Genomic DNA, 22,087 nt, shown 5'->3' on the forward strand with positions numbered 1-22,087 from the left:
GCGGCAGGGATTGGGGAGACGGTGATGCAGGGGTCTTGGTTAAGGGTGGCGACGATCGCGTTGTCCTGCCTGGCGGCGCTGCCGCTATCGAGCCTGGCGGCCGGTGCGGCCGACCGTTTCATCGATGTATCGACCCCTGCCGTCCATCGGATTTTCCTGCCGATGTCGCAATCGGTGACGATCCAGGTGAGCGCCAATCTGGGCGATATCGTCGTGGGTGACGAGAAGATCGCCGATGCCCAACCGATGACCGACCGCACGCTCTATGTCATCGGCAAGGGCGCCGGCACCACCACGGTTAACCTGTTCTCCACGGACAAGCGCTCCCTCGGAGTCCTCCAGATCGAGGTTGGCGTCGATGTCAGTGATATGGCGCAGGCGATCCGCCAGGTGGCACCGAGGTCCCGCATCGAGATCGGCTCGGTCAATGGCAGGGTCAGGCTTGGCGGCCATGTCAAGGACGGTGCCACGCTGGCGGCAATCCTGGATGTAGCAAAGCAATATGGTCCCGACGACATCATCAATTCCGTCACTGTCGACGACAGCCAGCAGGTCAATCTCGAAGTGCGGGTTCTGGAAGCAAAGCGCAATGCCGGCCGCGACCTTGGCGTCTCGATCAAGACGACGAACGGCGACGGCTCTACTCAAGTAGGAACCGGCATCGCCGCCGCCGACAAAGACAAAGTGATTTTGGGCACCGGAGGTTTGCTCAGCAACCTCCTGTCTGTATCGTCTCCGTTCGGCGCACTGCTGACCCGCGTGATCGACAGCAACATCAAAGTCGACTTGTACATCGAGGCGCTGGAGGCCAAGGGCGCGGTGCGCATGCTCGCGAACCCCAACCTCACCACGCTTTCAGGCGAGCAGGCCAGCTTCAACGCCGGCGGTGAAGTGCCGATCCGCACTCTCGACAAAGATGACAAAATAAGCATCGTGTACAAGCAATTCGGCGTCAATCTGGTGTTCACGCCGGTTGTACTCGACGACGGTAAGATCCACATGAGGCTGGCGCCGGAGGTCAGCGACCTGACCGGCTTCACCACCGCTGGCGACCCGATCTTCACCAACCGCAAGTTGGAAACCGTCGTCGAACTGCGCGACGGCCAAAGCTTTGCGGTCGGCGGGCTTCTGTCCAGCAAGACCACCAAGCTGCAGAACCAGGTGCCATGGCTAGGCCAGGTGCCGGTTATCGGAACGCTGTTTCGCAACTCAAGCAATCAGAAAGAAGAGACCGAGCTTGTCGTCATCGTCACACCGCATCTGGTGCGGCCGGTGAGGCCCGGGGAGCAGCTGGCGACTCCGTTCGACAAGACACGGCCCGCCAACGATCCGGAATTCTTCGTGCTTGGTCAACTTGAGGTGAACAAGGATATGATCCGAAAATATGAAACTGGAGAGGGCGTCACCGGCCCCTATGGCCACATGCTCGACTTCAAATCGAAGGACAAGATGCTCTATGTCAAGAAATAGCAGCTTGATCTTCATCCTGTGTGCCGGTGCGCTGTCGGGCTGCGCCGCGGATTATCTGAACCACTACGATTCGGTGACCCTGGCCGCCGGCGACACGCAGAAATACAATTCGCTGCTGCAGACGGTCGACCCGCTTAATCCGGCGTCCAGGAACACACATATCGAAGGCGACGGCGTGCGCGCCGCCGCTGTTGCCCAAGGTTACAAATATCCACCGCCACCGCCACCACCGCCGGCCATCACGGTCAACGTCGGCGCTTCGGACACGACAAACGTGGTGAATTGAACTGAAGGATGCGGTTTCAGAGCGCCAGGTCATACGAGGAAACCGGGCGTCCAGGGAGCAAAGAGTAAAAGCCATGCTGCGAACCATTCGCGCGTTCTGGCACGACCAGAGGGGAATAGCGCTGATCCTCGTCAGCGTCACGCTGCCGGCGATCATCGGTTTTTCGCTGCTGGCGATCGACATGAGCCGGGCCAACAATTTGCACAACGATCTGCAGAAGGCAGCAGACGCGTTTGCCCTTGCTGGGGCGGCAGAACTGGATGGCTTGCCCGGTTCATGGGCTAGATCTGAGCGAGCCATGGCAACACTGGTTGCCAACGATGCCACTTTCTCAACCACGGGCACCGGCCCGCTCCCTTTGACTTCCGGGCAACCAGGCGGCACCGCACGATGCAACAGCGCCAGCAATATTTCGTGGTGCTTCCTGAAGACTCTTCCGAATGATAACCTGCCGATCACCAGCGCAAACTATGCCGATACAACTCAAACTGTTGGCGAAGACGAGACCCGATTCATCCAAGTGAAGGTGACACCGACTGGTTTCGCCGCGATTTTCCCCGCGTCGTTTCTGACGGGCAACTCGGCCAGCAACAGCTTCAATATTAGTGCCTCGGCGGTCGCCGGTTTCACGTCGGGCGTCTGCGATTACACGCCCGTTTTCATGTGCAACCCGTATGAGGATACAACCATCACCGGCGGCGTCACGCTGGAACAGGCGGCGCAATCCAGGCAATACCGCCGCCGCCAAATCAAGCTGCGCGGAGACGGGTCTTACGCTCCCGGCAACTTCGCTTTCCTGGCTTCGCCGTTTGGCAACGGCGCCAGCCAGCTCGAAAAGATGCTCGCTGACTCAAAGCCCCAGAATTGCTATTCGCGCGACGGCGTCGACACTGAGCCGGGGCAGAATGCCGGTCCCGTGAAAGATGGCATCAACTCGCGCTTCGGCATCAATTCGTCCTCGTTTTCGGACGGACCTGCGGTCAATGTGCGCAAGGGTGCCATAAACTGGGATCAATTTGTCAAGGATAACAAGGTCGACTACCAAACAGATCCGACCAAAGGCATCGGGCTTGAACGCGACTCGTGCCAGACATCAGGCACATGCACCATGATGGGCGGTCGCATGGGCGCCGGCGACTGGAACTTCGCGCGCTACTGGGCTGCCAATCATCCGTTACGCTCAGTGCCTACGGCTCTGTCTGGCACCGGCGCCAACCTCCCGACGCGGTATGAGGTCTATCGCTACGAGATCGACAACAACATTTATCAGGACGCGTCCGTCGGCGGCGAAAGAGGCCAACCGCCGGCTGGGGCTGGCACCCCGATCTCGATCCCAGACCGCCGGTTGCTTTACGGCGCAGTCCTGGACTGCAAAGCGCTTCAGGCACCCCCGTCGAGCGTGAAATTCAGTGGCCGCGCGAATGTTCCGGCCAGGAGATTTGCCAGTTTCTTCATCACGGAGCCCATCATCGACGGGAAAGACATCATGGTGGAACTCGTCGACATCACAGGCAAGGGCGGCAACGGCACTCTCGACAACTTCCTGCGCGACGAAGCACAGCTCTACCGGTGACCGCGATGTTCAAGATGGTGTCCCGATATCTCAGTCGATTTCGCCACGACCAACGCGGCGCGGTGCTCGTCGAGATGACACTGATCACGCCGCTGATGCTGATCCTGTCGGCTGGGGTGTTCGAGTTCGGCAATCTGATCCACGACAAGCTGCTGATGGAGGCCGGCCTTACGGATGGCGCTCGCTTTGCCGCGCGCTGCAACAGCCAGATGTATACAGACGCGGGGCTTGCGGCGATCAACTGTGCCGCCATTGCCGCGAACATCGCGGTGTACGGTAACCCAACCGGGACTGCACCCGCGCGTGTCGCCGGCTGGCAGACATCGGATGTCACGGTCACCACGAATAACAACTGCAAAGACGCCGTTTCGGGCGGCGTTATCCAATATCGCTCCACCACGGCACAAGTCTGCACAGTTCGCGCGGCCGGCACCTACCCATACACAGGGGTCGGCATGTTGTCGTTCATCGGCATCGGCCCGATCACCCTTAATGGCTCCCACGACGAGCGATTGATCCGGTTCTGAACATGATCCAGCGTTTTGCAAAATCGGAAGACGGCGCGGCGATGGTGGAAATGACCATCGTCTCGTCGCTGCTGTTTACGCTTGTCCTCGGCTTCGTCGATTTCGGCTATGCATTCTATCAATGGAACGAGGCGACCAAGGCCGTGCAAGTGGGTGCGAGGCTGGCTTCAATCTCCGATCCGGTTTCGACCGCGCTCGCGACCGCGGCGCCGACGACGACGCCGGGGGCACCGGTCAGCGCCGGCGCTTACACTGCCCTCGTTTGCAAGTACACCGGCAACACCGGCGCCTGTAATGGCAACTCTGCCGCATTCAACGCGGCCAGTTTCAGCACCATCTTCAGAGGCGACACCGCAGTTACCAACGACAATACGTGCCCCGCGCTGGCCGCAAACCAGCGCCCCGGCATGTGCCACTTCTTCCGGGGCCTGCACCGTGACAACATCGTCGTCACCTACGCAGCCACCGGTCTCGGCTACCAGACCCGTTTGACTGGACCGGTGCCAACAATCACCGTCAATCTGCAAAACCTGACCTTCCACTTCTTCTTCCTGAGCGGACTGATGGGTTTCAACAACATTTCCATGCCCTCCATGCTGAGCACGGTCACGGGCGAAGATCTGAAGAGCGCAGCGCCATTATGAACGCCATCAACACCAAGGTTACGCCGACCAAGCGCAAGCAGGTGGCGCTGTTTTCGTCGGATCCGAATTTCAAGCGCGATGTGGCGACGCGGCTCGATGCGCTGGCGATCTATGACGTCAGGGTTTCCGAGACCAGCGACTTCCTCAAGGGGCCGCCGGCCGAAGCGCGCCCGGGCATCGTCATCCTCGATCTCGGCAATGGCGAGCTGCTCGGCAGGCCCGGCATCGTCGAGGCGCGCGCGCTTTGGGCCAGCGTGCCGCTGATCGCGGTTTCCGACGAACTGAGCTCCGAGCAGACGCGCGTTTTGGTGCGCATGAACGCCTCGGACTGGCTGCACAAGCCGCTCGACGGCAAGGAGCTGCTCAATGCGGTGACCTTCCACGACACCGGCAACCAGGGAACGAAAAGCCGGATCATCACCTTCATCAGCGCCAGCGGGGGCGCCGGCGCCACGACGCTGGCGCTGTCGGCGGCTGAATTCCTGGCGTCGAAATCAGCCGAGCGCGCGGCATCCACCTGTCTCGTCGACCTGGATTTCCAGAGCGCCAATTGCGGCGCCTATCTCAATCTGTTCAACCAGTTCGACCTTGCCGGCATCATCGGCCAGCCGGAGCGGCTCGATGTCGAGCTGATGGATGTCATCAAGCTGTCGCGCCCGTCCGGCCTCACCCTCTATGCATTCGAGCGGCCGCAACTGCCGTTCGAGCCGCATGGCGGCGATTTCGTCTTCCGCCTGCTCGACCTCGTCGCCTACCGCTTCGACGACATCGTCATCGACCTGCCCAATCTGGAAACGCCCTGGCACAATTCCGTGCTGTCGACGAGCGACGAGATCTTCATCGTGTTCGAACTCAATGTCGCTTCGCTGCGGCAAGGCAAGCGGCTCTACAAGAAGATCCGCGAGCTGCGCGGCAATGCGGTCAGCATCACGCTGGTCGCCAACAAGCACAAGCGCAAATGGTTCGGGAACCATTTTTCGCGCAGCGAGCTCGAAAAGATCTTCAAGGCGCCGCACATCAAGTCGGTGGCGCTGGACAATGCGCTTCTGACCGATGCGCTGAACCGGGCCATCCCGCCTTCCGAAGTGGATGGGCGGGCGCGCTTCAACAAGGATCTGAAGCGGATGTTCAAAGAGCGGCTCGATGACGCTGCCCGATAGATACCGGATCGCCCCAAAGCTCGCCGGCGCCTGCGTGCTCGGCATGGCGCTGGCGCTGTCCGTCCACGGCTTCGCCGAGGCGCGATCAGCACTTTCGGAGCGGCCGCCGCTGCCGGCGATGGGGCCCAGCCTGCGCAAGGCCGTCGCCTTTAGAACCGCTGAGCAGCCGGGAACGATCATCATCCGCAAGGACGAGAAGGCGCTTTACCTGGTGACCCGCCAGGGCCAGGCGCTGCGCTACCAGATCAGCGTCGGGCGCGACGGGTTCGGCTGGACCGGCATCGTCAAGGTCGGGGCGAAGACCGAATGGCCGGAGTGGCGCCCGCCGCAGGAAATGCGGGCCCGCCAGCCGGAGCTGCCGAAAATGGTGCCCGCCGGCCCCTACAATCCGCTCGGCGCAAGGGCGCTCTACCTGTCTCGGGACGGGCGCGACACGCTCTACCGCATACACGGCACCAACGACCCGTCGGGTGTCGGCTTCGACGGGACATCGGGCTGTTTTCGCCTCACCAACACGGATGTGATCGATCTTTTCAAACGCGTCGCGGTCGGCGCAAAGGTGGTGGTCCAATGACGATGATCAGCGAACCGGACATGCCGGCGATCGATATCGGAAACCAGGAACAGCGCGAACCGGCTGCCACCGGGAAACCCAGCAAGGCAAAGACGATCGGCTTCATCGTCGCCGGTGGCGCGCTTTTGATCACCACGGTCAACATGGCGGCCGCGGTCTATCTCTATCGGGGCATGAGCGACCTGCGTTTCGTCGAGGCGCGGCTGGAGCAACTCGGCGCGTTCGAGCAGCGGATCGCGGCCCGGCTCGACACGGTCAACAACGGTTTTCAGAGCCGGTTCGAGAAACTGGACAGCCAGTTGCAAGGCAGCTTCAACGAGATCGATGCCAGCATTGCCCGGCTGGGGCAGACTATGCCGGTCGCCGGCGGCGAGGCCATGCCGGGCGTGGAAGAACCGTCCGAAATCGCCACCAGCACGCTGGCGCAAGCGCCCGAAGCCCTCGGCGGCGAGAGCGCGAGCGAACCCGGCGTCATCGAAGCGCCCGCACCCAGGAGGAGAATCGCATCGGCGTCGCCCCCTGCTCCCAGCTCCAATTACCAGCGCATCCAGCAGCCCGACGGCAAGGTCTATTACCGCCGGATCAACTAGACCCAGCAGAGCCCGGATCGTGCAAGGTGTAAGTGGCGAACGATCTAGAGATCGCGCTGCAGCGCCAGGATGCGGATGGCCCGGACGGACCGCTCCCGCGCCTCGGTGAGGAAGGCGATGTGGCAGTAGGCACAGGCCACGAAGCCCAAAAGCAGCACCAAGCTGTTCTTGAAGGTGAAATCGACGGCCAGCGAATAGGGAAGACCCTTGGGCGACGTGAATTCGGCAATCGTGCTTGCCGTTTCCGAATGGCTGCCGACCGCGATCATCAGCCCGGCGAAAATCAGGGCGATATGGTTGGCGAGGAAGAAGAAAGCCGACCGCTTGGCGTGGCACGCCATCCAGCAGACGATCGATGCGGCGGCAAGGATAGCGGCTTCGAAAGCCATGGAACCGCCCAGCCAGACATCCACCTGCTGCCAAAGCACCGTCGACAAGGGGCGCAGTTCAAGCCATAGCCACCATGCGGTGGGGCTGGCTGGATAGATGCCCAGCAACAAGGTCGCCATGCGCTCCCCTGCCAGGACCGCCAGAATGAGAAACGGAAAGGCGAAAAGCAGAAGCGGCTGGCGTTTCATGTTCCCTCGACAATCTGCAGGCCAGGATAGACCGCATAGATTGCTCAAGGCTTAACAGCCCTACTTCCGGCCCTCTCCCGATTGCGAGCGTTCGAGGACGGCGAAGAAGATCACGGTGAGCAGAAGCACGATCAGCAGCAGCACGAACGCGGCTGCCGCGCCTTCGTTGAGCGAAAGGCCGAGAAAGGCACGGCGATAGGCAAAGAAGCTCAGCACTTCGGTCGCGTTGCCTGGCCCGCCCTTGGTCAGGACATAGGGCAGATCGTAGGTCCGGAATTCGTTGATCAGCTGGATGATGATGGTGATCGCCGCGACCGGCCGAAGCATCGGCAGCGTGATGTAGAGGAATTGCTGCCAGCCGCGTGCGCCATCCACTTCAGCAGCCTCATAGGGATCGCGCGGCAAAGCGGCGAGCCCGGCGGCGAGGATCAGCACGACGAAGGACATTTGCTGCCAGATGTCGATCGCCGCCATCGTCCAGAGCGCCATGCCTGGCGTGCCTAGCCAGTCGAGGCGCGGCAGGCCGAACGTTTCCATCAGATGATTGGCGATGCCGAGATTGGGCTGGAGCAGCATGCGCCAGATCAGGGCGACGCTGATCGGCGACATCGCCATGGGAATGGTCAGAACCGCGAAATAGACCGGCTTCATCCGGACCGTCCGGTTGAGCATCAGGGCAATGCCGAGCCCGATCACGAATTCGCCGACCACGGTCACCGCCGAATAGCGCACGGTGAGCCAGAGCGCGTTCCAGAACAGCTCATCGCCGATCATCGAAGCGAAATTCTTGAACCCGACAAGCGGCAGGAGCTGCGGCTTGATCAAGGTCATCGAGGAGATCGAGAGGATGCAGGCATAGGCCAGCGGAAAGCCCATCACGATCGCCAGCAGCAGCAGGCCGGGCAAGGCGAAGGCCCAGCCGGTCCGCCACTCGCGGCCACGGGCAGCCCATCCTTTTTTGATCGCATTGTGCATCGTGGCCGAGCCTTGGTCGGGGTGGCGTTGCTGATCTCGTCAAGATCCGGGGTCTGGAAGATCCGGCGCGGCTGACACCGCCGCGCCGGATCTCCTTGCCGAGCCGGACCGTTATTTGTCGAGGAGCCCCTGCAGGCCGTCGGAAGCCGCCTTCAGCGCCGCGTCCGATGTCGCCTGGCCGCCAGCCGCCAGCGAAAGCTGGGTACCGAGCAGATCCTCGTATTGCGCCGAATAGGTGAAGATCGGGAACGACTTGCCGGTCGCCACCACATCCTGGGCGGTCTTGTAGAAGGGATATTTCGCCAGCACCGCCGCATCGGCATAGACATCGCTGCGCACGGGCGCGTGGCCCTCGAGCGCGCGCTTCACCGAAACATCCTTGCTCTGCACCCACTGGATGAAGGTCCAGGCGGCTTCCTGCTCTTCCGGCGACGTGTTCTTGGGAATGCCCCAGCCCCAACCGCCGCTCTCGCCATGGCCACCCGGCATCACCGACAGGCCGACCTTGCCGGCGACCGTCGGACACTTCACGGCATCGTCCATCTGCGGCAGCATCCACCAATAGGTGACCATGCTGAAGGCGGAACCGCTGCACATCAGGCGCATGGTGTCGTCGAGCGTCGCCGACACAGCACCCTGCTGGGCGCCGTGCTGGATATTGTCGACATAGAGATCGAGCGCCTTCTTGGCCTCTGCCGTGTCGAGGCTCGCCTTGCCGTCGGCATTGAGGTAGCTGCCGCCGGCGGAGAACAGGTAGTTGGAGAATTCCATGCTGTTGGGATCGCCGCGCTGGCCCTGCATCGCGGCCCCGGCGACACCGGCATTGGCCTTCATGAATTTGGAAATCGCCACATAATCTTCGAGCGTCGTCGGCAAAGCGAGCTCCTTGCCGGTTGCCGTCTTGTAGGCGGCCTTGAGCTTCTCGTCGCCGATCAGGTCCTTCCGGTAGAGGAGGCCCATCGAGTAGTTGTACATGGGCACCAGGAACAGCTGGTCCTCGGTTCGGCCGAGCAGGTCAAGCGTCGAGGGAATGAAGGGGCTCAGATCGTATTTGGATTTCTCGACGAAGGGTTTCAGGTCGGCCAGCCAGCCGGCCGCCGGAAATTCGCCGGCCCACAGGAAGTCGACCTCGAGCACATTGTAGTAGCTCTGCGGCGCGGTCAGCTGCGACACCAGCTTGTCGTGCATGTCAGGATAGCCGATCTTCTCAAGCTCGACCTTGATGCCGGTCTGCTTCTCGAATTCGGGCAACAGCGCTTCAATGATCTTGGTTTCCGGCACGTCCTCCATCAAGGCGTGCAAGGTGATGGGCTCAGCCGCCCTGGCCGGAAGCGATGCGCCGACAACAGCTGCCCCGCTCACGGCCGTCATCAGCATTTTGATCAAGGTCTGCTTGTTCCAAGTCATAACTCTCTACTCCTCTTTCCCTCTGGACGCGGCGGTGATCCCGCCACGATTTCATAACCGGCTAGCGAGCCATGTCGGCTCTCGGAGCGGCCGGCCTATTTCACGCTGCCGAACGTCAAGCCCTGGACGATGAAACGCTGGATGAAGCGGGAAGCCACGACCAGCGGCAGGATGGCAAGGACGACGCCGGCAGAAACCTTGGCGATCTGGACGCCGTTCGAGGTCTGCAACGCCGCAAGCGCAACCGGTATGGTTGCCGTCTTCGGCCCGCTCAAAACCAGGGCAAACAAAAACTCATTCCACGCCAGGATAAAGCCAAGCACGCCGGCGGCCGCGATACCGGGCATCGACACCGGCAGGACAATACGCCAGAAGGCGCCCCAGGCAGTCGCGCCGTCGGTCATCGCCGCCCATTCCAGATCCACTGGAATGCCCTCGAAGAAGCCCATCAGGATCCAGGTCAGGAAAGGCAGGTTGAGCGCGGCATAGACGATGATCAGCCCCGTCAGCGAATTGCTGAGCTCCAGGCTTCGGAACAGCGTGAAGGTCGGCAGCACCAGCGCCACGGGCGGCAACATCTGCGTCGCCAGAACGGCAAAACGCGCCCAACGACCGCCCGTGCGGAAGCGGGCGAAGGCATAGCCGGTCGTGGCGGCAAAAGGCAATGCGAGCAGAACCGAGCCGAGCGCGACGATCAGGCTGTTGAGGTACGACTGACCGAAGCGGCTCGACAGCAGCGCCGAATAATTGTCCGTCGTAAAGGCCGGCATCAGCTCGTTGCTGTAGGACAACTGCTCGGGGACGAAGCTTGTCCGCAGCACCCAGAGCGGTGGCAGCAGCACGATGGCGCAGACGACAATCAGCCCGAAATGCAAGCCGAAGCGGCGACGAAAGGCCGGCCGTTCGTTTCTGTCCATGCTGGTCATCGCGTGGCCCCCATGAGGCTCGGCCGCGCGATGACCAGTTCGGTTTCGGGATCAAAGAGGTGCATCGGCAGCGGGTCGATGTAGAGTTCGACCATCGAGCCGACGGGCGCCGTGAAATAACGGCTGAGGCGGGCGGCGATCTCCAACGGCTTGTCGCCCCCCGCGGGGTGAGCATCATCCCTGCCGGTGGCCTGACCGGCAATCTGGCCGATCAGGACGTTCTCGGCGCCGAGAGCCTCGACGGCCACGACCCGTACGGCAATCTTCTGCCAGTCCGGCTTGTCGGGGCTTTCGTGGAAATCCTCGGCCCGCACGCCCAGAATGACGCGGCGCCCGGCACGCTCGCCATAAGCGTTGCGGTGGCGGGCGGGGACGGCAAGCACGGCACCACTGTCGGTCAGGACGGAGAGCCCTTCGCCAGGTGCGGCCTGAAGCGTGGCCGGAATGAGGTTCATCGGCGGCGTCGCCAGGAAGCGTGCGACGAAGGTGTTGACCGGGTCGGCATAGACTTCAAGCGGCCGGCCGGCCTGGATCAGGCGACCATCGCGCATGATGCATATGCGATCGCCCATGGTCATCGCCTCGACCTGGTCGTGGGTGACATGGATGATGGTGCGGCCGAGGCGCCGGTGCAGCTTCACGAGTTCGAGCCGCATCTCGGCACGCAGTTGCGCATCGAGATTGGACAGCGGTTCGTCAAGCAGGAAGGCCGCCGGTTCGCGAACGATCGCCCGGCCGAGCGCGACACGCTGCCGCTGGCCACCCGAAAGCGCTGCCGGCTTGCGGCCGAGAAGATTCTGCAGACCGAGCAGGTTAGCGGCGTCTGCAATCTTGGCATCGATGACCGCCGCGTCGGTGCCGCGCATCTTCAGCCCGAAGGCCATATTCTGCCGCACCGACATATGCGGATAGAGCGCGTAGCTCTGGAACACCACGGCGACGTTTCGGTCGCGCGGGGCGACATTGGCGACGCTCTTGCCACCGATGCGGAGATCGCCGGAGGAGATACTCTCCAGACCGGCAATCATCCGCAGCGTCGTCGACTTGCCGCATCCCGACGGACCGAGAAAGATCACGAATTCACCATCGGGAATGGTGAGATCGACCTCATGCACCCCGTAATTGCCATTGCCGTAGAGCTTGGAAACGCGATCGAGCTCGATAGACGCCATAGACTTTCCTCATGAACCCGTCTGACCCGGCTGACGCCGAAGGCCGAAGTCGAGCGAACGGTCATCTTAGAGAACAAAATATAACATTAAAAGCCTAACTTCTGATCATATGTGTTCACTTTTTTGGATAGGCGCGTGCCCGCATCAGTATCCGGCTACAGCCGCCGAAAGGCCGTCAGGTCATGTAGACGCCGCCGGTCACGTTGACGCCCTGGCCGGTCATGAAGCGGGCTTGATCCGAGCAGAGGAACACGACGACGTCGGCGACATCCTCCGGCAGCTCGAGCCGGCCGAGCGGCGTCTGCGCGATATAGTCGGCGACCACCCGTTCGGGCGTGACTTGCCGCAGATGCGCCTCCCACTCGACTTCGCGCGATTGCATGCCGGTCTTGACGAACCCCGGACAGACGGCATTAACGCGTATCCCCTTGGGCGCGAGCTCGCGGGCAAAGGCCTGCGTCCAGCCGAGCACGGCGAACTTGGATGCCGAATAATGCGCCAGGAGCGGCGCACCGACCTTCGCGGCAAGCGAGGCGGTGTTGACGATGCAGCCCGTGCCCTGCTTGACAAAATGCCGTCCAGCGATCTGATTTGCCAGGAATACACCGCGGGCATTGACCGAAAAGTTGAAGTCCCACTCCTCGTCGGTCAGATCGAGCGCGTGCTGCATGGTGGACACGCCGGCATTGGCGATCAGGATGTCGCAGCCGCCAAGCGCTTCCAGTACGATGGAGAAGGCCGCCTCGACGGAATCGCGGCGGCGGACATCGACCGTGACGGCGGCGGCACCGCCACCAATTTCCTCAGCCGCCTGACGTGCCGCCTTGGGATCCAGATCGCCGATCGCCACGGCGACGCCCTGCCGCGTCAGGGCGGTCGCGATCGCCCGGCCGATCCCCGCGCCACCGCCCGTCACGAAGGCTCGCTTGCCCGCGAGTTCGGCAAGCACGGGAGGCGTGACGGAGACAGCCGGCATGGTCGTATTCTCTCTGCTTGATGGCGGAACGCATTTTGTTGATATCGAGATGCATACCAATAAAATCGAACACTGCAAACATATTTTTGTTTGAAAATGTTTGATCATGCGGTAGTGTGAAGATCAGCAGACCGCTTCGTCGGCGGCTTACCCACCGGATACATCGATGGCAGACGACACCACCCTTCCTGAGACATCGCCGCATGGCGCACCGCGCGACGCCGATCGTCAGCGCCTTCTCGCGCACGACCGGCAGGCACGCATCCTGGCTTTGCTGCGCCGGACGGGGTCGCTCACCGTCGCCGCGGCAGCGGCCGAACTTGCCGTTTCCGACATGACGATCCGCCGCGATCTCGTCGAACTGGAACGCGAGGGTAGGCTGGTCCGAATCCATGGCGGCGCGATCGAGGCCGACAACCCGCCGCTGGTCGCCATGGACAGCGAAGAGCCGAGTTTCGATTCGCGCTTGCGCCAGCGCCGCGACCCGAAGGCCGCGATTGCCGCGGCCGCGGCCGCGCTGGTTTCGGGATACCGCACGATCGCATTGGATGTCGGCACCACCACCTATCTGATGGCCGAGCACCTCAGGGACCTTCCGCACGCCAAGGTGTTCACCAACAGCCTCAGGATCGCGGCGGCGCTGAATGGCGGTGTGCCCGAAGTCTATGTTGCCGGCGGCCGCGTACGGGCCGACGAGATGTCGACCGGCGGGCCTGCGGCCATCGCCCAGTTCGAGGCGCTGTGGTTCGATGTCGCCGTGATCGGCGTCTCCGGTATCACAGCGGACGGCCTCTTCGATTATTCCTTCGATGATACCGATATGAAGCGCGCCTATCTGAGGCGGTCAGGCACCAAGATCGTGTTGTGCGATTCCGCCAAATTCCTGCGCATGTCGCTGGTGCGGATAGCGCCACTGTCGGACATCGACATCCTCATCACCGATGCCGAGCCGCCGGCCAAGATCGCCGCGGCGCTCGCCGCGGCCAAGGTCGACCTGCGCATCGCGCCGCCACTGACGCGCGACTGAGGCGCGCCATTTTCACTTTATCCCCAAGGAGAAGACTCGATGGTATTTGAATTTTTCGGCGACAAGAAGAAGGCTGTCATCTCGATGGCACATATCGGTGCCCTGCCGGGAACGCCCCTCTATGATGCCGATGGCGGCCTCGACAAGCTGATCGATGGCGTACTCTCCGACATCCGCAAGCTGCAGAACGGCGGCGTCGATGCCATCATGTTCGGCAACGAGAACGACCGCCCCTATGTCTTCAAGGCGCCGCCCGAGGGCATTGCCGCCATGACTGCCATCGTCCAGGCGGTGAAGCCCGAGCTGAAAGTGCCGTTTGGCGTCAACTATCTCTGGGATCCGACTGCCAGCGTCGCGATCGGAGCTGCCACCGGAGCCCGTTTCGTGCGCGAGATCTTCACCGGCCTGTTCGCTTCCGATATGGGCTTGTGGGAGCCCGATTGCGCCGCCGCCTCGCGCCTGCGGCACAACCTTGGTCGCGACGACATGAAGCTTCTCTTCAACATCAATGCCGAGTTCGCACACTCGCTCGACCAGCGCCCGATTGAATTGCGTGCCAAGAGCGCGGTGTTCTCGTCGATGGCAGACGCGATCCTCGTCTCCGGTCCGATCACCGGCCAGCCGGCCGACCAGTCCCACCTGCGCAGCGTCTGCGAGACGATCAAGGACGTGCCGGTCTTCGCCAACACCGGCGTGAACATCGACAATGTCCGCGACGTCCTTTCGCTGGCAAGCGGCGTCGTGATCGGGACCCATTTCAAGATCGGTGGCAATACCTGGAACGCCGTCGACGGCGATCGGGTCAAGCGCTTCATGGATGTTGTCGCCACTTTGCGCTGAGGACGGCTTCCACGGCGATGCCGGCCATCGCGCCGGCTCGCGGTGATCATATCGATCGTTGCAGGCCGGCGTCCGGAATGATCGACTGGTATCGAGCAGTGAGACACAACGAGGCAGACAGGTTTCGCCCGCCTGCCCTTCCCAGCATTTCAATGGATTCGACATGGCGTTCGTTCTCGGTCTCGATATCGGCACCACCTCGACGATCGGCATCCTGATCCGGCTTCCCGATCAGGTGCTGGGCCTCGCCTCGCGCCCCGTCACGCTGCATTCCGAGCATGCGGGCTGGGCCGAGGAAGATCCCGCGCAATGGTGGACCAATGTCCGCGACATCGTGCAGGAGTTGCTCAGGACCAGCGGCATCAAGGCCGAGGAAATCGTGGCGGTCGGCACCACCGGCATGCTGCCGGCGGTCGTTCTTCTGAACGAGAAGGGCGAAGTGCTGCGGCCGAGCATCCAGCAGAGCGACGGCCGCTGTGGCGCCGAAGTGGCCGAACTGCGGACCGAATGCGATGAGACGGCTTTCATCGCCAAGGCCGGCAACGGCATCAACCAACAGCTCGTCACCGCAAAGCTGCGCTGGATTGAGCGTCACGAGCCGGAGGTGTTCAGCCGCATCGCCACCGTTTTCGGCTCCTACGATTATATCAACTGGCGCCTCACCGGCGAACGTGCGGTCGAGCAGAACTGGGCGCTGGAGGCCGGCTTCGTCGACGTTTCGACGCACCGGATCGACGACGATCTGGTGGCGCTCGCGCACATACCGCGCTCGGCCGTGCCACGAAAGATCGCCTCGCATGAGATCCTCGGTTCCGTCTCGGCGAAGGCCGCCGATGAGACCGGCCTGATGGCGGGGACACCGGTCGTCGGCGGTGCAGCCGACATGATCGCCTCCGCGCTTGGCGCCGGCGTCGCCAAGCCGGGCGATGTCCTCCTGAAATTCGGCGGCTCGGTCGATATCCTGATCGCTACCGATCAGATCAAGCCCGATCCGCGCATGTATCTCGATTATCATCTGGTGCCGGGCCTGTTCATGCCCAATGGCTGCATGTCGACAGGCGGCTCCGCCCTCAACTGGTTCGTACGCAATTTCGCCGGCGGCGAGATGGCCGCGGCACAGGCCGAGGGTATTTCCGTACACCAGCGGCTCGATGCACTGGCGGCAGAGCGTCCCGCCGGTGCCGAGGGCCTCATCATCCTGCCCTATTTCCTTGGCGAGAAGACGCCGATCCATGATCCAGCGGCCCGCGGCGTGATCGACGGCCTGACGCTTTCGCACGATACCGGCCATGTCTGGCGCGCTTTGCTCGAGGCCTATGCCTTTGCCATCGCGCATCATGTCGAGGTGCTCAACGACATGGGCCATCGGACCGAGCGCTATCTCGCCTCCGACGGCGGCTCAAGCAGCAAGGTCTGGATGCAGATTGTCGCGGATGTCTTGCAAAAGCCGGTCCAACGCCTGACCGGGCACCCCGGCTCTTGCATCGGCGCTGCCTGGACGGCGGCGATCGGCACCGGCCTGACCGACGACTGGTCGGGCGTTTCCGGTTTCGTCAGCTTCGCCGACCGGCTCGATCCCGACCCGCGCAAGGCCGACATCTACCGCGACGGTTATCGCCGCTATCGCGATCTCTATACACGCCTATCGGCTCCTGGCGCGACCAAAGCGGGATCGCCATCGTGATGTATCGCGCCGTCGCCTGGGACATCGACGGAACGCTGATCGACAGCGAGCCGTTGCATCATCAATCTCTCCTCGCCGGCTGCCGCAACTGGAACGTCGATCTTGACGACCTGCCCGACCAAGCCTTTCGCGGCATCCATATGGGCGACGTCTGGACAATGCTGCGTCCGCGCCTCCCAGTCGGGCTTGACCAGGCGGAGTGGCTCGCCGCCATCAATGTCCACTACGTCGCCAACCGGGCGGACGCCATCCCGATCCCCGAGGCGGTCGAGACGATCCGGACCCTGGCTGACCGCGGCGTCCCGCAGGTCTGCGTGTCAAATTCCGGCCGGCAAGTCGTCAATGCCAATCTCGATGCGCTCGGCGTGCTCGACCATATGAGGCTCACAATCAGCCTCGACGACGTTTCGGTCGGCAAACCCGACCCAACGCCCTATCGCGAGGCCTGCCGGCAGCTCGCCATAGCTCCGGGATCCGTCGTCGCTGTGGAAGACAGCCGCACCGGCACCAAGGCCGCACGGGCCGCCGGTCTGTTCGTGGTTGGCTATCTCCCCAGCGGCGGCCCGCTCAGCGACATCGATCTCAGTGCCAACCGTCTGTCGTCGATCCTGGACCTGTTTCCCGGCTGAGGGTTTTCGCGTCGCCGCGTCCGGGTGCGCGCTTGGGCAAGCCGGAGGATCGGGCGTCCGCCGGCTGGTCCCAAGCGAATGCCTTGGCAGGAACTGACGAACGTTGGACCGGGTTCCGCTCGTTCCGCATTCGCCTTGCGTCTCGCCGAGCGAGCGGTCCATGCCGCTCGGTCTGCGCAAGTGACGGGATATTTGTTGTTAAAAGCTGCATATCCCGTTTCTCGCGTGGGTCCAGAGAAAATTTTCTCGCATCTCCATGATGCCTCTCAACTATTTGTTTTCCAGCATTTTTTCAATCCGGCATGATTGGCTCGCGCCGACCAATGCCAGAATTCCTCTTGCGCCGAAGCTGAATTTTAGGCATTCAGGATCAAGTTTGTATCTTTAGCATGCAAACCTAATTATCGGAGGATCTGAATGCGGCGTCTTGGTATCCATTCATTTGTCTGGACAAACGGCCTGACCCAGGAGGGCCTGGAAACGGCGCTCGCCAAGTCGGCGGAGCATGGTTACCGGCTGATCGAGTTCGCTTATCTGCGGCCCGAGAAATTCGACCTCGACCGCCTGGCGAAGCAAGCCAAGGAACTGGACATCGAGATCGTGGTCACGATGGGCCTGTCGGCGGATGCGGACGTCTCGAGCGAGGACAAGGCCGTGGTCACCAAGGGAAAGGCGCTCTTGTCCGACGCGGTCAAGGCGGTCCGCGACATCGGCGGCATCCGATTGGGCGGCATTCTCTATTCGATGCACGGCAAGTATGACGGGCTGCCCACGCGAACCGGCTGGATGAACAGCGCCGACGCTATCGCCGCGACCGCCGAGGTGGCCAGGGATAGCGGCGTGCAGATCGTTCTGGAAGTGGTGAACCGCTTCGAGTCCAACCTCTTGAACACGACCGCGCAAGGCCTGAAGTTCATCAAGGACACCGGCCGCGACGACGTCTTCCTGCATCTCGACACGTTCCACATGAACATAGAAGAGGCGAGCCAGGCCGAAGCGATCCGTCTGGCTGGGGACAAGCTCGGTTATTTCCACTTCAACGAGAACTACCGCGGCTATCTCGGCACCGGTACGATCGATTTCGCGAGCATCTTTTCCGCGCTGGTGGACATTGGCTTCCACAATCGCGACGTCACCTTCGAGAGCTTCTCCAGCGCCATCGTCGATGAAGCCCTGTCGCGTGTGTGCGGCATCTGGCGCGACACCTGGACCGACAACAATCCGCTCGCCGCGCATGCCAAGGCTTTCATCGAAAGCCGTTGGGAAGAAGCCGTGCGCCGGGCCGAGATCAACAAGGCTGCCTGAAGACGAAAGGGCTGCGGGCCGACAAGCGCCCGCGCCATCTCATCCCGAGGAGGACGGGAAGATGACGCAGAACGAAGCTATCACCAACGAGAACGGCGCCACCGCGCCGCTTCTCCTCGGCGCCGAAAATGTCGCGAAGAGCTTTGCAGGCGTTCCCGCCCTGGTCGACGGGCGGATTCGGTTGCGCGCCGGCACGGTCAATGCCTTGTGCGGTGGCAACGGTGCCGGCAAGTCCACCTTCCTCGGCGTGTTGATGGGGATGCTGCGGCGCGACGCCGGATCCGTCACGGTGAGAGGCCGGGAGGTGAATTTCTCCTCCCCCGCCGAGGCGCTCGATGCGGGTATCGCCATCATCACCCAGGAGCTTAGCCCCTTCCTGGACATGACCGTCGCCGAGAACCTCTATCTCGGCCGGGAACAGCGGCGCGGCCGCTTCTTCGTCGACGACAAGTGCATGCTAAGCGACGCGGAGGCGATCCTGGCGCGGTTGAAATTCAACATCCCCGCTGGTGCGCGGCTGCGCGATCTTTCGATCGCGCAGGCCCAACTCGTCGAGATCACCAAGGCAATCAGCCGCCGCAGCGACATCCTGATCATGGACGAGCCTACCTCGGCCATTGGCGAGCGCGAGGCGCAGATGCTGTTCGACGCGATCCGCACTCTGACCGCGGAGGGCGTAGGCATCATTTATGTCTCGCACCGCCTGACCGAGATCTTCGAGATCGCCGACGATTATACGGTCTTCCGCGACGGCCGTTTCGTAGGCGGCGGATCGATTTCCGAAATCGACCGCAAGGGCCTGATCCGGTCGATCGTCGGCCGCGACCTGTTGGACCATCATCGCGAACCGAAGGATACCGGCCCGCAGAAACCCCTGCTCGAAGCCCGCGGCTTTGCATCGAAGGGAAAGTTCGCCGACATCGACATGACCGTTCATGCGGGAGAGATCGTCGGCATATACGGGCTTCTCGGCTCCGGTCGCAGCGAGTTCGTGAATGCGCTCTACGGAAACGAGCCGCGGGATTCCGGCCAGGTGCTGATCGAGGGCAAGCCCATCGATCTCAAGACGCCCGCCGATTCCATCGGCGCCGGCATTTCGCTGGTCACGGAGGACCGCAAGCAGACGGGCCTGTCACTGACCGCGTCGGTCGCCCACAACATCACCGTGGCCAACCTGCCGCATTATGCGCGCAAGGGCTTCATGAACGGATCGGCGGAAGCCAGGAGCGTGGTCGAGCACATCAAGCGCTTCTCCATCAAGACGGCGTCGCCGGACCTGCCCGTCCAATCCCTGAGCGGCGGCAACCAGCAGAAGGTTGTCCTTGCGCGCTGTGTCGATACCAACCCCAGGATCCTGATCTGCGACGAGCCGACACGCGGCGTCGACGAAGGCGCCAAGCGCGAGATCTACGCCTTCCTCGGCAATTTCGTGAAGGCGGGAAACGCCGTGCTGATGATCTCGTCCGAGGTGCCCGAAATCCTCGCCAATGCGGATCGCATCGTTGTTTTTCGCCGGGGCCGCATCGCAGGCGAGGTCGCCGGACCCGAGGCCACCCAGGAAACCCTCGTTCATCTGGCTTCCTAGCCAGACGATCCATTTCGTGGAGAAGAATCCAATGGTATCCGCCAGTCAAAGCATGAGCGGCATGAGCCTGGGAAAGTTCATCGCCCGTTATGGCATCGTCATCTCGTTTATCCTGCTGTTCGTCATGTTGTCGCTGGCGTCGCCGAACTTCCTGTCCACCAACAATCTGCTGAACGTTCTGCGGCAGGTCTCCATGAACGGTGTGCTGGCTGTCGGCATGACCTTCGTGATCCTGACGGCCGGCATCGATCTCTCCATCGGTTCGCTCCTGGCGCTGGCCGGCGCCGTGGCGGCCAGCCTGGTCACCGGCGCGGATGCGTTCAATCCGCTCCTAGCAGTCGCGGCCGGCGTCGCCGTGGGCGCGCTTTGCGGCGCCGTCAATGGCGGGCTGATCGCCTACTTCAAGGTGCCGGCCTTCGTCGCCACGCTCGGAATGCTGAGCGTGGCGCGCGGCGCGACGCTGCTTTACAGCGGCGGCCGCCCGATTCCCAATCTCAGCCTCGAATTCCGCTGGCTCGGCCAGGGTCTCGTGCTCGGCATACCGGTACCGGTGATCATTTTCGCCGTCGTCTTCGCTGTCGCGGCGATCGTCCTGCGCTACTCCATTTACGGAAGACGGGTCTATGCGGTGGGCGGAAACCCGCGCAGTGCAAAGACGAGCGGCATCAACACCACCGGCATCATCTTTTCGGTTTACGTCATCATGGGCGCGCTGGCCGGTCTCGCGGGTGTCATGCTGACGGCCCGCACCACGTCCGCCCTGCCACAGGCGGGCATCGGCTACGAACTCGATGCCATCGCGGCGGTGGTCATCGGCGGAACAAGCCTCACCGGAGGTATCGGCCGCATCGGCTATACGCTGGTGGGCGTGCTGATCATCGGCATGATCAGCAACGGTCTCGATCTGATGGGGGTGTCCTCATACTACCAGCAGATCATCAAGGGTTCGATCATCGTCCTCGCGGTGCTGATCGACCGCTCCCGAGCCGGGAGAGAGTAACAGGCGCAAGCGGCGCGGCCGCACGCAACATGGAGGAAATGCACATGAAAACGACAAGACGCTTCCTGATGGGAGCAGCGGCCGGCCTTGCCCTTGCAGGCATGGTGTTCGGGGGGAGTTCGGCCGACGCCAAGACGTTGAAGATCGCGGCGATCGTCCAGAGCCTCAACACCGAGTACAATGTTCTGTGGGCCGATGCCGCCAAGGCGCACCCCGCGCTTGCGGACGGTACCGCCACGCTGACAGTTCTCGACGGTCGCCAGGACGTGCTGACGCAGTCGAACTTGTTCGACACAGCCATCACCGAAAAATATGACGCGATCATCTTCATCCCGGTCGACATCGACGCCGGCAATGAACCGATCGAGCGCGCGAAGGCAGCCGGCATCCCGGTGTTCGGCTCCAACACGATGGTTTCCAACACCGCACTCTACGACGCCTACATCAATTCCAACGATGTCGAGGCCGGCGAAATGCTGGCCAAGGCGGTGATCGACAAGGCCGGCCCACAGGCCAAGGTCGTGATCCTGGAAGGGATGCTGGGCCAGTCGGCCCAGGTACAGCGGCTTGAAGGGATCCAGAAGGTGCTGAAGGAAAATCCCGGAGTGACCATCCTGGAGCAGAACACCGCCAACTGGTCACGCGCCGAGGCCATCACGCTGATGGAGAATTTCCTGACCTCGCATGGCGATGCGATCCAGGGCGTCCTGGCCGAAAACGACGAGATGGCCGTCGGCGCCATCGAGGGCATCCGCAACCACGGCCTGGATCCCAAGACGGTTCCGGTCGCCGGCGTGGACGGCATCAAGGACGCGCTTGAAGCCGTCAAGCGTGGCGAACAGTCGATGTCCATCCTCCAGGATGCCAACGGACAGGCGCAAGGGGCGATCGACCTCGCGCTGCACAAGATCGTCGGCGACAGCTACAAGCCGCGCGCGGCTGTCTGGGACGTAAACGGCGGCAAGCTCGCCTGGAACGACGGCAAGGACCAGCATTACTACGTGCCGTGGCTGGCGGTGACCTCCGAGAATGTCGACAAGGTGCTTGTCGGCAATTGACGCTCCAACAGGAGGATGCCGCTCGCTCGCGGCATTCTCCTTCGCGTCCGGCGCAGCGGGAATTGCTTGCTTCCGACATCAGGCGGTTCATTCTTTTGAGG

22 protein-coding genes are annotated in these 22,087 nt (G+C 62.4%); 16 read left to right on the forward strand and 6 right to left on the reverse strand.

What is annotated here, in order from left to right; all coding sequences use genetic code 11:
• Positions 1-24 precede the first annotated feature (24 nt).
• The 8 genes from RPF88_RS17395 (at position 25) to RPF88_RS17430 (ending at position 6,824) form a co-directional block, all read left to right on the forward strand.
• Positions 25-1,470 carry a type II and III secretion system protein family protein gene (locus tag RPF88_RS17395; RefSeq protein ID WP_337122715.1) on the forward strand — a complete coding sequence of 482 codons (1,446 nt, stop codon included), beginning with the start codon at positions 25-27 and terminating at the stop codon, positions 1,468-1,470.
• Positions 1,457-1,756: a hypothetical protein gene (locus tag RPF88_RS17400; protein WP_337122716.1), complete on the forward strand. Its 300-nt coding sequence runs from the start codon at positions 1,457-1,459 to the stop codon at positions 1,754-1,756. Before RPF88_RS17395 ends, RPF88_RS17400 begins: the two co-directional genes overlap by 14 nt.
• A gap of 73 nt (positions 1,757-1,829) precedes the next feature.
• On the forward strand, positions 1,830-3,329 hold the full coding sequence (locus RPF88_RS17405; RefSeq protein ID WP_337122718.1) for a TadE/TadG family type IV pilus assembly protein: 1,500 nt from the start codon (positions 1,830-1,832) through the stop codon (positions 3,327-3,329).
• A 5-nt stretch (positions 3,330-3,334) separates the two neighbouring features.
• Positions 3,335-3,856 (forward strand): TadE/TadG family type IV pilus assembly protein, encoded by a 522-nt coding sequence (locus RPF88_RS17410; protein ID WP_337122719.1) that lies wholly within the window; start codon positions 3,335-3,337, stop codon positions 3,854-3,856.
• Between the two features lie 2 nt (positions 3,857-3,858).
• Entirely contained in the window at positions 3,859-4,500 is a 642-nt protein-coding gene (locus RPF88_RS17415) for a TadE/TadG family type IV pilus assembly protein (RefSeq protein WP_337122720.1), read from the forward strand.
• On the forward strand, positions 4,497-5,660 hold the full coding sequence (locus RPF88_RS17420; protein WP_337122721.1) for an AAA family ATPase: 1,164 nt from the start codon (positions 4,497-4,499) through the stop codon (positions 5,658-5,660). The genes RPF88_RS17415 and RPF88_RS17420 overlap by 4 nt, the downstream gene beginning before the upstream one ends.
• The gene (locus RPF88_RS17425; RefSeq protein WP_024502269.1) at positions 5,644-6,234 is read left to right on the forward strand and encodes a L,D-transpeptidase; all 591 of its coding nucleotides are present in this window, start codon (positions 5,644-5,646) and stop codon (positions 6,232-6,234) included. Before RPF88_RS17420 ends, RPF88_RS17425 begins: the two co-directional genes overlap by 17 nt.
• A 20-nt stretch (positions 6,235-6,254) precedes the next feature.
• Positions 6,255-6,824: a hypothetical protein gene (locus RPF88_RS17430; RefSeq protein WP_337122722.1), complete on the forward strand. Its 570-nt coding sequence runs from the start codon at positions 6,255-6,257 to the stop codon at positions 6,822-6,824.
• 44 nt (positions 6,825-6,868) lie between these two features.
• Here the strand turns inward: RPF88_RS17430 and RPF88_RS17435 are convergent, their stop codons facing one another.
• From RPF88_RS17435 to RPF88_RS17460, 6 genes are all read right to left on the reverse strand, one after another.
• Positions 6,869-7,402, reverse strand: coding sequence for a hypothetical protein (locus RPF88_RS17435; RefSeq protein WP_013530274.1), 534 nt, complete (start codon positions 7,400-7,402; stop codon positions 6,869-6,871).
• A gap of 60 nt (positions 7,403-7,462) precedes the next feature.
• Positions 7,463-8,377, reverse strand: a complete 915-nt coding sequence (locus RPF88_RS17440) for a carbohydrate ABC transporter permease (protein ID WP_337122723.1) — start codon at positions 8,375-8,377, stop codon at positions 7,463-7,465.
• 111 nt (positions 8,378-8,488) lie between these two features.
• Entirely contained in the window at positions 8,489-9,784 is a 1,296-nt protein-coding gene (locus RPF88_RS17445) for an ABC transporter substrate-binding protein (protein ID WP_337122725.1), read from the reverse strand.
• Positions 9,785-9,879: 95 nt separating this feature from the next.
• Positions 9,880-10,701 carry a carbohydrate ABC transporter permease gene (locus tag RPF88_RS17450; RefSeq protein ID WP_032808731.1) on the reverse strand — a complete coding sequence of 274 codons (822 nt, stop codon included), beginning with the start codon at positions 10,699-10,701 and terminating at the stop codon, positions 9,880-9,882.
• 5 nt (positions 10,702-10,706) lie between these two features.
• Positions 10,707-11,882: an ABC transporter ATP-binding protein gene (locus tag RPF88_RS17455; RefSeq protein ID WP_337122726.1), complete on the reverse strand. Its 1,176-nt coding sequence runs from the start codon at positions 11,880-11,882 to the stop codon at positions 10,707-10,709.
• A gap of 175 nt (positions 11,883-12,057) precedes the next feature.
• Complete coding sequence (locus RPF88_RS17460; protein WP_337122728.1) at positions 12,058-12,858, reverse strand: SDR family NAD(P)-dependent oxidoreductase; 801 nt, start codon at positions 12,856-12,858, stop codon at positions 12,058-12,060.
• A 166-nt stretch (positions 12,859-13,024) separates the two neighbouring features.
• Between RPF88_RS17460 and RPF88_RS17465 the strand changes: the two genes are divergently transcribed.
• From RPF88_RS17465 to RPF88_RS17500, 8 genes are all read left to right on the forward strand, one after another.
• A complete protein-coding gene (locus tag RPF88_RS17465) occupies positions 13,025-13,885 on the forward strand; it encodes a DeoR/GlpR family DNA-binding transcription regulator (protein ID WP_024502262.1) in 861 nt (286 codons plus the stop codon).
• Between the two features lie 39 nt (positions 13,886-13,924).
• Positions 13,925-14,725: a BtpA/SgcQ family protein gene (locus RPF88_RS17470; protein WP_013530267.1), complete on the forward strand. Its 801-nt coding sequence runs from the start codon at positions 13,925-13,927 to the stop codon at positions 14,723-14,725.
• Between the two features lie 163 nt (positions 14,726-14,888).
• Positions 14,889-16,409, forward strand: coding sequence for an FGGY-family carbohydrate kinase (locus RPF88_RS17475; protein ID WP_337122730.1), 1,521 nt, complete (start codon positions 14,889-14,891; stop codon positions 16,407-16,409).
• Positions 16,409-17,038, forward strand: a complete 630-nt coding sequence (locus RPF88_RS17480) for an HAD family hydrolase (RefSeq protein WP_337123881.1) — start codon at positions 16,409-16,411, stop codon at positions 17,036-17,038. The genes RPF88_RS17475 and RPF88_RS17480 overlap by 1 nt, the downstream gene beginning before the upstream one ends.
• A gap of 417 nt (positions 17,039-17,455) precedes the next feature.
• Positions 17,456-18,343, forward strand: coding sequence for a sugar phosphate isomerase/epimerase family protein (locus RPF88_RS17485; RefSeq protein ID WP_064994609.1), 888 nt, complete (start codon positions 17,456-17,458; stop codon positions 18,341-18,343).
• Positions 18,344-18,404: 61 nt separating this feature from the next.
• Complete coding sequence (locus RPF88_RS17490; RefSeq protein WP_337122732.1) at positions 18,405-19,928, forward strand: sugar ABC transporter ATP-binding protein; 1,524 nt, start codon at positions 18,405-18,407, stop codon at positions 19,926-19,928.
• A 31-nt stretch (positions 19,929-19,959) separates the two neighbouring features.
• Positions 19,960-20,928, forward strand: a complete 969-nt coding sequence (locus RPF88_RS17495) for an ABC transporter permease (RefSeq protein WP_063172820.1) — start codon at positions 19,960-19,962, stop codon at positions 20,926-20,928.
• A gap of 44 nt (positions 20,929-20,972) precedes the next feature.
• Positions 20,973-21,986 (forward strand): substrate-binding domain-containing protein, encoded by a 1,014-nt coding sequence (locus RPF88_RS17500; RefSeq protein WP_013530261.1) that lies wholly within the window; start codon positions 20,973-20,975, stop codon positions 21,984-21,986.
• Positions 21,987-22,087: the final 101 nt, after the last annotated feature.

This window comes from Mesorhizobium sp. ISC11, assembly GCF_037162595.1.
Taxonomy (GTDB): Bacteria; Pseudomonadota; Alphaproteobacteria; order Rhizobiales; family Rhizobiaceae; genus Mesorhizobium; species Mesorhizobium ciceri.

Excerpts from the sequence above, each read along its gene's own strand:
- RPF88_RS17415 (WP_337122720.1), top strand. The coding sequence starts at position 3,859 with ATGATCCAGCGTTTTGCAAAATCGGAAGACGGCGCGGCGATGGTGGAA.
- RPF88_RS17495 (WP_063172820.1), top strand. The coding sequence starts at position 19,960 with ATGGTATCCGCCAGTCAAAGCATGAGCGGCATGAGCCTGGGAAAGTTC.
- RPF88_RS17500 (WP_013530261.1), top strand. The coding sequence starts at position 20,973 with ATGAAAACGACAAGACGCTTCCTGATGGGAGCAGCGGCCGGCCTTGCC.
- RPF88_RS17480 (WP_337123881.1), top strand. The coding sequence starts at position 16,409 with ATGTATCGCGCCGTCGCCTGGGACATCGACGGAACGCTGATCGACAGC.
- RPF88_RS17470 (WP_013530267.1), top strand. The coding sequence starts at position 13,925 with ATGGTATTTGAATTTTTCGGCGACAAGAAGAAGGCTGTCATCTCGATG.
- RPF88_RS17445 (WP_337122725.1), bottom strand. The coding sequence starts at position 9,784 with ATGACTTGGAACAAGCAGACCTTGATCAAAATGCTGATGACGGCCGTG.
- RPF88_RS17420 (WP_337122721.1), top strand. The coding sequence starts at position 4,497 with ATGAACGCCATCAACACCAAGGTTACGCCGACCAAGCGCAAGCAGGTG.
- RPF88_RS17430 (WP_337122722.1), top strand. The coding sequence starts at position 6,255 with ATGCCGGCGATCGATATCGGAAACCAGGAACAGCGCGAACCGGCTGCC.
- RPF88_RS17440 (WP_337122723.1), bottom strand. The coding sequence starts at position 8,377 with ATGCACAATGCGATCAAAAAAGGATGGGCTGCCCGTGGCCGCGAGTGG.
- RPF88_RS17405 (WP_337122718.1), top strand. The coding sequence starts at position 1,830 with ATGCTGCGAACCATTCGCGCGTTCTGGCACGACCAGAGGGGAATAGCG.
- RPF88_RS17435 (WP_013530274.1), bottom strand. The coding sequence starts at position 7,402 with ATGAAACGCCAGCCGCTTCTGCTTTTCGCCTTTCCGTTTCTCATTCTG.
- RPF88_RS17395 (WP_337122715.1), top strand. The coding sequence starts at position 25 with ATGCAGGGGTCTTGGTTAAGGGTGGCGACGATCGCGTTGTCCTGCCTG.
- RPF88_RS17465 (WP_024502262.1), top strand. The coding sequence starts at position 13,025 with ATGGCAGACGACACCACCCTTCCTGAGACATCGCCGCATGGCGCACCG.
- RPF88_RS17475 (WP_337122730.1), top strand. The coding sequence starts at position 14,889 with ATGGCGTTCGTTCTCGGTCTCGATATCGGCACCACCTCGACGATCGGC.
- RPF88_RS17455 (WP_337122726.1), bottom strand. The coding sequence starts at position 11,882 with ATGGCGTCTATCGAGCTCGATCGCGTTTCCAAGCTCTACGGCAATGGC.
- RPF88_RS17400 (WP_337122716.1), top strand. The coding sequence starts at position 1,457 with ATGTCAAGAAATAGCAGCTTGATCTTCATCCTGTGTGCCGGTGCGCTG.
- RPF88_RS17485 (WP_064994609.1), top strand. The coding sequence starts at position 17,456 with ATGCGGCGTCTTGGTATCCATTCATTTGTCTGGACAAACGGCCTGACC.
- RPF88_RS17460 (WP_337122728.1), bottom strand. The coding sequence starts at position 12,858 with ATGCCGGCTGTCTCCGTCACGCCTCCCGTGCTTGCCGAACTCGCGGGC.
- RPF88_RS17425 (WP_024502269.1), top strand. The coding sequence starts at position 5,644 with ATGACGCTGCCCGATAGATACCGGATCGCCCCAAAGCTCGCCGGCGCC.
- RPF88_RS17490 (WP_337122732.1), top strand. The coding sequence starts at position 18,405 with ATGACGCAGAACGAAGCTATCACCAACGAGAACGGCGCCACCGCGCCG.
- RPF88_RS17410 (WP_337122719.1), top strand. The coding sequence starts at position 3,335 with ATGTTCAAGATGGTGTCCCGATATCTCAGTCGATTTCGCCACGACCAA.
- RPF88_RS17450 (WP_032808731.1), bottom strand. The coding sequence starts at position 10,701 with ATGGACAGAAACGAACGGCCGGCCTTTCGTCGCCGCTTCGGCTTGCAT.